This window comes from Lacinutrix sp. (assembly GCF_023299985.1).
Lineage (GTDB): Bacteria > Bacteroidota > Bacteroidia > Flavobacteriales > Flavobacteriaceae > Lacinutrix.
The window spans coordinates 1-12613 of record NZ_JALZVX010000067.1 but is presented as its reverse complement, the minus strand read 5'-3'; the positions used below and the strand labels follow the sequence as shown (position 1 = coordinate 12613).

Below are 12613 nucleotides of genomic sequence, written 5' to 3'. Positions count from 1 at the left end.
CTTTCTCCTTTATAATGTATAACTGTAGCTTCTCCATAATAGAAACTTTGGAAGCCTGCTTTTTTAATTTTATAACTCAAATCTATGTCTTCACCATACATAAAGTAATCCTCATCAAATCCATTAACATGGTTGTAAACACCACGTTTTAGTAACATAAAAGCACCAACAAAAACGTCTGTTTTGCCTATTTCATTTTCTTTTAAATGGTTTGCATAATAGTACTTAGAATTCCCTAAAGCTTTATTAATGGCAATTTTAGTTATTGGAACATTACGCTTACTTTCTGGTAAATAATTACCATTTCCATCTATTAATTTACAACCTACAATACCAAGATTGTTTTGTTTTTCGGCGAAAACTAAAAGTGTTTTAAACGTATTTTCAGCTACAACTGTATCTGGATTTAATACACAAAGGTATTCACCTATGGCTTGTTTTACGCCAATATTATTACCTTTTGAAAAGCCTAAATTTTCTTTGTTTTCAATGAGTTTTACATTCGGAAATTTTGTTTTAACCATCTCACAACTATCATCTTGAGAGTTGTTATCTACTACAATAATTTCAGCATCTAAACCTTTAATAGCAGCTTCTACGCTTTGCAAACACAACTCTAAAAAGTAGTGCACATTGTAGTTTAATATAATGATAGAGAGTTGCAAAAGCGGTTAATTTTTTAATGAGGCTTCAAATGGAACACGGTTTAAAATACTGCGACCAAGCGTAATTTCATCTGCATACTCTAATTCATCTCCAACTGATATTCCTCTGGCAATGGTTGATGTTTCAATTTCTAATCCATGTAATTGTTTAAATATATAAAAATTAGTAGTATCACCTTCCATTGTTGGACTTAAAGCAAAAATAAGCTCTTTAATGTTTCCTGTTTTTACTTTTTCTACTAAACTAACAATGTTTAAATCGTGAGGTCCAATACCTTCTATAGGGTTTATTTTTCCACCTAAAACGTGATACAAACCTTTGTGAGACGCTGTATTCTCTATTGCCATAACATCACGAATGTCTTCAACCACACAAATAACATCGTCTTTACGCAATGGGTTTGCACAGATTTCACATAAATCTACATCACTAATATTATAGCACGATTTACAAAATTTTAAATCTTCTCGCATATTAGACAGCGCCTGAGACAAATTAGCGGTTTGCTCTTTTGGTTGTTTTAGTAAATGCAATGCCAAACGTAAAGCTGTACGCTTACCAATACCTGGTAATTGCGAAATTTCGTTAACGGCATTTTCAAGAAGTTTTGAAGAGAATTCCATAGTTGCTAAATTAGTGCTTTTGCCGCGGATTCACGAATTTATTTGTCATCTAAAATCTGCAAATCATGTTACACTGAGATTCACAAAGAATGCGATAATAACTTTAAATACTTTCAAAGTTTAAATACTTTTAAGTTCTTTTTCTAACTTTAAATACTTGTAACTTTTAACTTATTTGTATTTTGGACTCTAGAAAACTATTGACATGACTGCAACACAAATAATATTACTAATCGCTGGCTATTTTGGTGTGCTTATTTTAATTTCATATTTCACTGGAAAGGCTTCTGGAAACGATGCCTTTTTTAAAGGAAATAAACAATCTCCATGGTATATTGTTGCTTTTGGAATGATTGGTGCCTCGCTTTCTGGCGTGACTTTTATTTCTGTTCCTGGTTGGATTGAAACTTCCCAGTTTAGTTATATGCAAGTAGTTTTAGGATATATTGTAGGTTACTTAGTAATTGGAACCGTTTTACTTCCTTTATATTATAAACTTAATTTAACTTCTATTTACACTTATTTAGAAGACCGTTTTGGAAATTACTCTTATAAAACTGGCGCTTCCTTTTTCTTAATTTCTAGAGTAATTGGAGCAAGTTTTAGATTGTTTTTAGTTGCTAATGTTTTACAAATTATTTTATTTGATGAACTTGGTGTAGCGTTTTGGCAAACCGTTACTATTACTGTACTTCTAATTTGGTTATACACGTTTAAATCTGGAATAAAAACAATTGTATGGACAGACACTTTACAAACCCTATTTATGCTTATTGCAGTTGGTGTCGCAATTTATTTTGTTAGTGATGCATTAGGTTTAAATGGAAGTAATGTTTTAGGATTTGTATTAGATAGTGATTTAAGTAAAACTTTCTTTTTTGATGATTTTAAATCTGGAAACTACTTTTGGAAACAATTTCTTTCTGGTGCTTTTATAGCAATAGTTATGACAGGTTTAGATCAAGATATGATGCAAAAAAACTTAACTTGTAAAACATTAAAAGACGCACAAAAAAACATGTTTTGGTTTACCATTGTGCTAACTATTGTTAACTTTATTTTTTTAAGTCTTGGTTTATTACTGACAGTTTATGCACAACAAAACGGAATTGATGCTCACAAAGATGACCTATTTCCTATTCTAGCAAAAAACCATTTAAGTGTTGGTGTATTTGCCTTTTTCTTATTAGGCTTAATTGCTGCTGCTTACAGTAGTGCTGATTCTGCTTTAACCTCTTTAACGACTTCTTTTAGTATTGATATTTTAGATATTGAAAAGAAACATACTCCTGAAAAACAAGTACAAATTAGAAAGCGCATACATGTAATAATTTCTTTAGTTTTAATACTAGTTATTGTTGCTTTTAAATATCTTATTAAAGACGCAAGTGTAATTTCAAAACTTTTTAAATTTGCTGGATATACGTATGGTCCTTTATTAGGATTGTATGCTTTTGGATTATTTACTAAATGGAAAGTAAAAGATAAATTAGTTCCAATAGTTGCTATTAGTTCGGTTTTACTTTCAATCTTAATTAATTATAGCTCACAAATTTATGCTTACTTCTTGGAAGATTCAAAACTAGAATGCACTACTAGTTTATGGAAGTGCGCTGAAGAATATGCGAAACTTAATTTTTATGTGGTTGGTTTCGAGATCTTAATTATTAATGGACTTCTAACCTTTATAGGTTTAATATTGATCCGTAGACAATAAAACTAGCGTACAAGCAATTTCAAAATCAATATTATTTTCTTTTAATATATTATAAAACTCAGGATTCTCTGTTCCTGGATTAAAAATAACACGTTTAGGATTTAAGGATACAATGTAATCATAATACTGTTCCTGCCTTTTAGGGTTTAAGTATAAAGTAACTGTATCTAAATTTTTATATGGTTTTAGCACTGTATCTATAACAACACCATATTCCACACTTTCACGCAAGCCAAATGCTACAGTTTCATGATTGTAATTTGCTAGCTTTCTAACTGCCATATTAGAGTAGCGTTGTGGTTTTGTAGAAGCTCCAAATACTAGTGTTTTTTTACTCATATAAATAATATTATTATTTTTTACTGTAACTACTACAAATATAAGTCGTCTGTATAATGTAAGCTTACATATTTAATAGCAATACAAAAAATTAATGGTTAGTGTTTGTATGGCTATTATATAAAAAAACCCAAAACTTGATCAGTTTTGGGTTTTTAAATTTTATTATTTGTCTCATTATAAAATCTAGTTTTTATTAAAAATCCTAATAAAATTATATCTACACTTGCAACAATTATTTTTTTGAACAGATTTTATTAAATCGGTATAGAATTGATTAATAGCGATGAAAACCTGAAACTCATGTTTCAGGTTTTTTTGTAGACAAAAATGACACACACAATGTTAAAAACATGTTAAATACTGATTATCAATGTAATAAAAATACATTCTAGTCGTCTACTTAAAAACAAAACACAGTTAACGAATAAATTAAATTGAATTAGTCTTCTATTAAAGCGTTCGTAAACACCTTAAGTTTATATGATTTATAGCAAGAAATCTCAATGTTGACGCATTGGGATTTTTAATTTAAAATTATATTAAAATGTTAAACTATGTTTGTTAAAGTGAAGTTTTTGTCGCAATAAAATAAACACACACATCTTAAGTATAATACAACCTAGCAAAACGAATAATAAATTTAAATTAGTCTTCCACTTTAAAATTCGCAAATACATTAAGTTTTTTTTAATTCATTCTATTTTGTCATTCTGCTCTACGACGCAGAATCTATTTTTTATAATGGATTCCGTATCAAGTACGGAATGTCAGACCTATTTATTGAAATTTCTATTTCTAATGATAAGATTCCTTTTTTTAGAAGTAATTATTACCATTTAATAATTACACTTCCCCAAGTAAAGCCACTACCAAAAGCGGCTAACACAACGTTGTCGCCTTCTTTTATTTTTCCTTGTTCCCAAGCTTCAGTTAAAGCAATTGGTATAGATGCTGCAGTGGTGTTTCCGTATTTTTGAATATTATTAAATACTTGGTCGTCGCTTAATCCAAATTTTCTTTGAATAAATTGTGCTATACGTAAATTTGCTTGATGTGGAATTAATAGATCTATAGCTTCTTTATCAAGATTGTTTTTTGCTAAACCTTCCATAATCACCTCACTAAAACGAACCACTGCATTTTTAAATACAAACTGTCCATTCATGTGTGGAAAGTAACTTTCGTCATTAGGATCGTTTTCTGCTATAATATCATTTACCCAACGTTTTCCCATTCCTGGTGCAACTAAAACAAGCTCTTCTGCATGTTCTCCTTGCGAATGTAAATGTGTAGACAAAATGCCTTTTGTAGTATCTTCTTCTCTTGTTAGTATTGCTGCTCCTGCTCCATCACCAAAAATTACTGTAACACCTCTTCCTCTTGTTGTTTTATCTAATCCACGAGAATGTAATTCGCTACCAATAACTAATATGTTTTTATACATACCAGTTTTAATAAAATTATCTGCCACAGAAATAGCATAGACAAAACCAGAACATTGGTTACGCACATCTAGTGCTCCAACTGTTTTAATGTCTAAAGCGTGCTGTACTTGCACGCCTGGTCCAGGAAAATACATATCTGGACTTAAGGTGGCAAAAATTATAAAATCGATATCATCTTTATCAATTCCAGAACGCTCAATCGCTTGTTTGGCAGCTTTTACTCCCATTGTTGCTGTTGTGTCTCCAGAACCTTCTTTTACCCAACGACGCTCTTTTATACCTGTACGCTCTGTAATCCATTCATCATTTGTATCCATGAATTTAGACAAATCTTCATTGGTTACTACATTATCTGGCACATACTTACCAAGTCCTATTATTTTTGAATTGTACATAAAAATGCGTTGCTTTTATTCTGTTGAATAGAGAATCTATTTTATTACTGTTAATAACTGTAATTTCTAAAACAAATTTAAACGTTTACAAAACAAACAATCTAGCATTTAACTTTATTTAGTTATGCGTGCATAGCAATCTGTTTTGACACTTTGTCACTTTTAATCAATTGGCATTTTTGTTGTCAAGTAATTTATAGAAGAAATTAATAATAAAACTCGTCAGTTCGAGTTGATGCTTTAGCTGAAGTATCGAGAACTTCTCGATACACTTTTCGCTAACTCAAAGCACTCGAAGTGACAGCATAAAAAAAACAACAATGGCAAAAGGAAATATTAATGTTTCGGTAGAAAACATTTTCCCGTTAATTAAAAAATTCTTGTACAGTGATCACGAAATATTTTTACGTGAACTTATAAGTAATGGTACAGATGCAACTTTAAAGTTAAAGCATTTAGCAAGTATTGGAGAATCTAAATCTGAATACGGAAATCCTGTAATCGAGATTAAAATTGACAAAGAAGGTAAAAAACTTCACATTATCGATCAAGGTTTAGGGATGACAGCCGAAGAGGTTGAAAAATACATTAACCAAATTGCATTTTCTGGTGCCGAAGAATTTTTAGATCAATATAAAGACTCAGCAAAAGATTCTGGAATTATTGGTCATTTTGGTCTTGGTTTCTATTCTGCATTTATGGTTGCCGAAAAAGTAGAAATCATTACTAAATCTCATAAAGAAGACACAATAGCTGCACATTGGACTTGCGATGGTTCTCCAGAATTTACTTTAGTTGAAGCAGACAAAACAACAAGAGGTACAGAAATAATTCTTCATATTGCAGAAGACTCTACAGAGTTTTTAGAAGAAGCACGTATTGGTTCATTATTATCTAAGTATAATAAGTTTATGCCTATTCCAATTAAATTTGGAACTAAAGAAGTTAACGATCCAGAGCATACACCAGCAACTACAAAAGATGCTGAAGGCAAAGAAACAACAGAGCCTCAACAAAAAATTTCTGTAGACAATATTATTAACAATCCTAATCCTGCTTGGACAAAACAACCAACAGAATTAGAAGATGATAACTACAAGAGTTTTTATCGCGAGTTATATCCTTCTCAATTTGAAGATCCATTATTCCACATTCATTTAAATGTAGATTATCCGTTTAACCTAACAGGAATTTTATATTTCCCAAAGATGACTCAAGACATGAGCATGCAAAAGGATAAGATCCAGTTATACCAAAACCAAGTGTTTGTAACCGATAATGTAGAAGGTATTGTACCAGAATTTTTAACCATGTTACGTGGTGTAATCGATTCTCCAGATATTCCATTAAACGTTTCGCGTTCATATTTACAAGCAGATGGCGCAGTAAAAAAGATTTCATCTTACATTACACGTAAAGTTGCAGATAAATTAAAGTCATTATTTAACAGTAACCGTGAAGATTTTGAAGCAAAATGGAATGATATTAAAGTTGTTATAGAATATGGTATGCTTTCTGAAGACAAATTCTTTGAAAAAGCAGATGCCTTTACTTTATACCCAACAGTAGACAATAAGTATTATACTTACGAAGAATTAGAAAACACTATTAAAGCCAACCAGACAGACAAGGATGGTAAAATGGTAATTCTTTATACTAGCGATCAAGATGCACAACACACGTACATTGAAGCTGCAAAAGCTAAAGGTTACGAAGTGTTATTATTAGACTCTCCCATTATCTCGCATTTAATGCAGAAATTAGAAAGCACTAAAGAGAACATTACTTTTGCTCGTGTAGATGCAGACGCTATAGATAAATTAATTTCTAAAGACGAAACAACAATTTCTAAATTAGACGAAGCGCAAACTAAAGTATTAGACGAAGTATTAAAAGGTATAATTCCTTCAGATAAATTCATGGTACAATTAGAAGCTCAAGATAGCGAAGCAACTCCATTTATGATTACGCAACCAGAATTTATGCGTCGCATGAAAGAAATGCAAGCGTCTGGTGGTGGAGGCGGAATGCAAATGTTTGGTAGCATGCCAGAAATGTATAACTTAATTGTTAACACAAACTCAGAATTGGTTGGCGAAATTTTAAATACAGAAAACAAAGAGATTCAAGAGCGTTTAATTAACCAAAGTTTAGATTTAGCTAGACTATCTCAAGGTTTATTAAAAGGAAAAGAATTGAGTGATTTTGTAAAACGTAGTTACGAGATGATAAAATAATGCTTTCTGCCACATTCCTACGAAGGCAGGAATCTCATAAATTAAAACACTTTTTTTCGCTTTCGCGGAAACACTAAACCACCTTTCAAGGTGGTTTTTTTGTCGCTTATATTTAAAACGTATTATTATAGGTTTGGCTATCAATACATAAACAATTCGCTTGCTTAAAAAAAAGTAAAAAACCAAAATCTGAACATTAAAAATTACACAATATTAAATATTTTTTATTAGCTTTACATACATAATTCAGCACTCCAAATGAATAACAACCTAATAATCAGTAAAAAAGCAAATTTACTTCTTGAGAATGCTTATTCAGGTCGTGCATTTAACTTGCCAAAAAGTATTGCTCTCGCTAAAGAAGCATTAGAAATTGGTAAACAATTAAAAAACAACCATTTAATAGGGAAAAGCTTAAACCAACTCGCGTTATACTATATGATTATTAGTGATTACGAAAATTCTAATAAACATTCTAAAGAAGCGATTGCCTATTTTCGTACTATAGATGATGAACACGGTATTGCAGATGCAAAATATAATATTGGTAGTGTACATTATAAAACAGACAATTACCACAAAGGTTTACTTTACTTAATCGAATCCTTAAGGATCTATAAAAAGTATGGCGATTTTAAAAATCAGTCTAGAGCAGAAAAATCAATTGGGACAGCTTACGAATATCTTGGAGATCAATCTAATGCTTTTACTTTTTATAAAAATGCTGTAAAAAATGCTAGAAAAATCCCTTGCATTAACTTAGAGTCTAATGTTTTTAATAATCTATCAGGTTTATTACTAAAAAAAAATAAGCTAGCTATTGCTATGCAAATGATAGAACATTCTATCAAACTAAAAATACAGTCTAGAGATACCAGAGGTTATGGTTTTGCTATTTATGGTCGTGGAAAAGTACACTTAGCCTTAGGTGAATTTAAAAAAGCAGAAAGCGATTTTCTAGAAGCAATCGCTACTTATAAAAAAGTAGTAGAAATCATGGGAACATGTATGGCTTTTATTAAACTAGGAAAACTATATTATAAATTAGGCGAATTAAAAAAGGCAGAACTTAAAACTATTGAAGGTTTAGAACTCTCTATTACGTATAATATTTCTATGACCAAAATAAAGGCATACCATCTATTATATTCTATTTATAAAAATAGTAATAAAAACAATAAATCCTTTAAATACCTAGAATTATACCTTGTTGAGAAGGAAGCAACAATGAACACACAAACGCAACAAGTTATAGAAAACTATAACTTAATAAACAAGATGAATGTGTTAGAGAATGAAGCTTTACTTCAAAAAGAAAAACAAAAAATAATTAAAAAAAAGAATGAGGATGATCAAAAATTGGTAAAATTACAACAAGAGTTTCTTTCTGTAATGAGCCATGAAATAAGAACACCATTAAATGCAATGACTACTATTGTTTCCATTCTGGAGGATCAAGTAGAAGGTGAAAATAAAAAACTAATTAATAGCTTACAATTTGCCTCTAAAAACCTAATTCATATTGTAAATAATGTTTTAGACTTTACTAAACTAGACTCTAAAAAAACAGCTTTAGAATTAGACAATACTAATTTAAATGATATATGCTCAGATATTTTAAACTTACATGCTAAACTAGCTAGTAATAAAAATTTAGAACTGGTTTTAATAAACGAAATCCCTAAAAATAACAACTATCTTTTAGACCAAACTAAATTCACACAAATTATCACTAACTTAATTGGTAATGCCATTAAATTCACTCAAAAAGGTAAGATTACCTTTAGTTTAAAATTAGAAAGCAAAGGCGAAAATAATGACACCATTTTAGTTAGCATTCAAGATACCGGAAATGGCATCTCTAAAAATGACCGCTCACAAATTTTTGATAGTTTTACACAAATTAGACCTGTAATGACCAGAAAGCAAGGCGGAACAGGACTTGGTTTAGCTATTGTTAAAAAACTAGTAAAACTACATGGCAGCGAAATTAATGTAGAAAGTAAAGAACTTGTAGGTTCTAAATTTTATTTTTCAATTACTTTAGAAAAAGCAACAACAAACATTAGTAAAAACAAACCTATTTTTAATCACTTTACAAACAAGGTTGTGTTATTAGCAGAAGACACTGCTATAAATGCTATTTTAATAGCAAAAGTACTCTCTAAATGGGGAATTAAAACTGAACATGCTAAAAATGGTAAAATAGCGGTTGCATGCGCAAAAAAGAAAAAATACGATTTTATTTTAATGGATTTACACATGCCAGAAATGAATGGTATTGACGCCACAAAATTAATTAGATTGCAAAACAATTTAAATAGTGACACTCCTATTTTTGTTATTACTGCAGATGTTATGCTATCTAAAAACGAAGAAGACGCCAAGCTCTTTAATGACATTTTATGGAAACCCATAGAAATCGAAAAACTATATGCAGCATTAGTTAAAGACAGGATAAAACAGGTAGTAAATGGAATTAGCACAATGAATTAGTTCGCAAAAAAAGAACTAAATACTATAATAAAACTGGTTTTTACTTTCGTGTAAATGTTAAACCAAAGCAAAAACTGTATTACCAGAAAAAGAAATCATGTAATCTCTAAAAACACTAAACCACCTTTTTAGGTGGTTTTTTTATGCCTTATTTTGGCGTTTACGGTTTAACGTAAAATATAGAAACTAGACTGTTGTAATTTGGCTTTTGATCGTGAAAAAAATACGTAGTTCTACGTATTTTATTTTTGTAGGAAAAATTGTAGGTTTGTTTTTAATTTAATTGAAAAACTTCATGTATTAATAATGATAATAAATTGTATTAATTCAATTTCATTATCAAGAATGTTTCCTGCTTAGAATCACAAAAAAATATTTTAAATGAATACAAAAACACTAATATTTTTAATAATAATTTCAATTATACTATTTTACATAGTGTACAAATTGCTTTCCTTATTAATCGTTAAATACTTTAAATTTCAAAAAAACAGATGTAGTAAAAAAAGTAGTTTCATCTCAAAATATGCTATATTAATATTATACTTAGCTTTTTGTTATGTAAATCCAACAATCTCTGAAAATATTTTAAATTGGTGCATAATAATTTTAAATAAACAGTTTAATTTAAACATTCCAACATATACTATACAATTAGACAATTATAGTATTGCAATTTATTTAGTTTTATCTTTATCTATTTGTTATATTTTATATCAGACTTTTAATAAAAAAAACAAAAAGCATATTAAACAACGTTTCATATATAATGATTATAGAAATAAAGAAATAAAAGAAATACAGTTTCCCAAAAACACGTTTTCGGAGTCTCCACACTTAAGATTGCGATTAAAGAAATACTTTGAATTAAAATACCAAAAATTCAACCTAAAACTTAATAATTCAATTAAAGATGAAATACTGTATGGATCATATCAAGATGGATTAAGGGAATTTAGTATTTTCATATCATATTCTGAAAAAAACATAAACCAAGTTACACAAAAAAATGAAATAGAGAAAACAAAAGACAAGCTAGAGTACTTCTCAAAAGAACTAATATTAAAAGAAAATTATAATTCATCTTTTATCGATTTATATTACATTATATCAAATGGGAAATTTGAAAAACACAATAAAAAAAATATTATTACTCAAACTGAAGATGATATATTAAATAATTTAATAGATTTCAATGGATATTTAAAAAGCATTGTTGAAAACTATAATCATGACAAGTTATTTTCAGCAGTAGCGAAAGAGAAAGACAAAAAAACATTAGCAGAAACATTCATTTCTCCTCCATTTAGTATTGGAGAACAAAAAGAAGTTCAAACATCAAAACTTGAAGACAATATTAATTCTTGGTTATTAAATTCACCCGAAAGTAAACATCTTGCATTACTCGGAGACTATGGAATGGGAAAAACTTCTTTCCTTAGGCATTATTCAGAAACTTTAGCAACAGATATTTTAGTCCAAAAAAAAATTATTAGGTTTCCTGTCCTAATATCTCTAACAAATTCTTCTCCAAGACATGGTGGCATTGAAGAAAAAATAAAAGCGTTTGTAGCTGAAAACATTGGTGTAGACTATGCTTTATTTAATATTCTAATTCATAAAGGGAAAATTTTATTTTTGCTTGACGGTTTTGACGAAATGGGTTTCGTAGGAACACATGAGGACAGATATAAACAAATGAATGAGATATGGCAATTGGCACATAAAAATAATAAATTAATAATTTCTGGACGTCCATCTTATTTTACTTCAAAGTATGAACTTGAAAAAACTCTTAATATTGTAAAAAAGGATGATCAAATAATACAGACAAACCCATATTGCGAAAGCATTAACTTATCTCTATTAAACGAGGAACAGATTCAAGATTACATTAAAAAATATCATCCATTAAAAGGTGAGGAATACTTTAATTGGATTACACAGTTCCCTAGTTTTCTTGAATTATGTAAACGTCCGTCGATGATGCACATTATTAGGGAAATGCTACCTAACTTATATAGAAATGAAGTCACTAATATTCAGACACATGGAGGAGCTATTAACAAGTATATTAATTATTGGATAAACCGACAAGAAAGCAAAAACATACAATCTGCTTTTAGTGAAAATATTAAAAAAATCACGTTTGTAAAAGATTTCTTTTCAGAATTAGCTATCGATTTATTTTCAGCAAAACAATATTATTTAACTTCTGATTATGTCTTAAAAAAATTAAAATCACATATCGAAAAAGCAGATATTAAAAAATTTGAAGCCGATTACCAAAAAGAAGGGTTTGAAAATGAAATATTAACCTGTTACTTTATTGAATTAGATGATGGTTTTTATAGATTTGTTCACAAATCTTTTTTTGAATACTTTGTAGCTCAGGAGATTATTAAAAAAATTTCTAAAGGAAAATTTAGCTCAAATATCTTATTTGATGAATGGTCAAATTCAATAGTCAATTTCATCTATGATGATATACCCGAAAATCTTAAAAACAACAAATCGATTCCTGCTTTATTATTATTGACAAATAAAAAATGGTTAGGCAACATAAAAAGTAAAATATTCAAATTTCTTTTAGTGAATTCAGAATCTATTTATGCTATAGGAACTCTTCTTATAATAATAACAAGTATATTCTTTTATTTCTTCTACTTTTTCATAAAGGTGATTTGCGCTC

At 29.2% G+C, this 12613-nt stretch carries 8 protein-coding genes; 4 read left to right on the top strand and 4 right to left on the bottom strand.

From position 1 onward, the window contains the following. Both Q0C58_RS03485 and recR read right to left on the bottom strand, forming a co-directional pair. Positions 1 to 665: glycosyltransferase family 2 protein (locus Q0C58_RS03485; RefSeq protein ID WP_290697562.1), on the bottom strand; the 665-nt coding region annotated here is incomplete at its 3' end. A 6-nt stretch (positions 666 to 671) separates the two neighbouring features. Further along, entirely contained in the window at positions 672 to 1289 is a 618-nt protein-coding gene (recR, locus tag Q0C58_RS03480; RefSeq protein WP_290697559.1) for a recombination mediator RecR, read from the bottom strand. 205 nt (positions 1290 to 1494) lie between these two features. On the opposite strand from recR, the gene Q0C58_RS03475 reads away from it, so the two are divergent. Further along, positions 1495 to 3006, top strand: a complete 1512-nt coding sequence (locus Q0C58_RS03475) for a sodium:solute symporter (RefSeq protein ID WP_290697556.1) — start codon at positions 1495 to 1497, stop codon at positions 3004 to 3006. On the opposite strand, the gene Q0C58_RS03470 is transcribed toward Q0C58_RS03475, so the two are convergent. Further along, positions 2983 to 3345, bottom strand: a complete 363-nt coding sequence (locus Q0C58_RS03470; RefSeq protein WP_290697553.1) for a CoA-binding protein — start codon at positions 3343 to 3345, stop codon at positions 2983 to 2985. The two genes, Q0C58_RS03475 and Q0C58_RS03470, sit on opposite strands and share 24 nt — an antisense overlap. 832 nt (positions 3346 to 4177) lie before the next feature. Continuing rightward, a complete protein-coding gene (locus Q0C58_RS03465; protein WP_290697550.1) occupies positions 4178 to 5188 on the bottom strand; it encodes a beta-ketoacyl-ACP synthase III in 1011 nt (336 codons plus the stop codon). 320 nt (positions 5189 to 5508) lie between these two features. Between Q0C58_RS03465 and htpG the strand changes: the two genes are divergently transcribed. The 3 genes from htpG to Q0C58_RS03450 form a co-directional block, all read left to right on the top strand. Beyond that, entirely contained in the window at positions 5509 to 7425 is a 1917-nt protein-coding gene (gene htpG / locus Q0C58_RS03460; RefSeq protein WP_290697548.1) for a molecular chaperone HtpG, read from the top strand. 258 nt (positions 7426 to 7683) lie between these two features. Beyond that, positions 7684 to 9921 (top strand): ATP-binding protein, encoded by a 2238-nt coding sequence (locus Q0C58_RS03455; protein WP_290697547.1) that lies wholly within the window; start codon positions 7684 to 7686, stop codon positions 9919 to 9921. Positions 9922 to 10302: 381 nt separating this feature from the next. Beyond that, on the top strand, positions 10303 to 12613 hold a 2311-nt coding region (locus Q0C58_RS03450; protein ID WP_290697544.1), incomplete at its 3' end, for an NACHT domain-containing protein.

Bases quoted from the DNA above. Each gene is read 5' to 3' on its own strand.
- Q0C58_RS03455 (WP_290697547.1), top strand. From the start codon at position 7,684: ATGAATAACAACCTAATAATCAGTAAAAAAGCAAATTTACTTCTTGAG.
- htpG (WP_290697548.1), top strand. From the start codon at position 5,509: ATGGCAAAAGGAAATATTAATGTTTCGGTAGAAAACATTTTCCCGTTA.
- Q0C58_RS03475 (WP_290697556.1), top strand. From the start codon at position 1,495: ATGACTGCAACACAAATAATATTACTAATCGCTGGCTATTTTGGTGTG.
- Q0C58_RS03465 (WP_290697550.1), bottom strand. From the start codon at position 5,188: ATGTACAATTCAAAAATAATAGGACTTGGTAAGTATGTGCCAGATAAT.
- recR (WP_290697559.1), bottom strand. From the start codon at position 1,289: ATGGAATTCTCTTCAAAACTTCTTGAAAATGCCGTTAACGAAATTTCG.
- Q0C58_RS03470 (WP_290697553.1), bottom strand. From the start codon at position 3,345: ATGAGTAAAAAAACACTAGTATTTGGAGCTTCTACAAAACCACAACGC.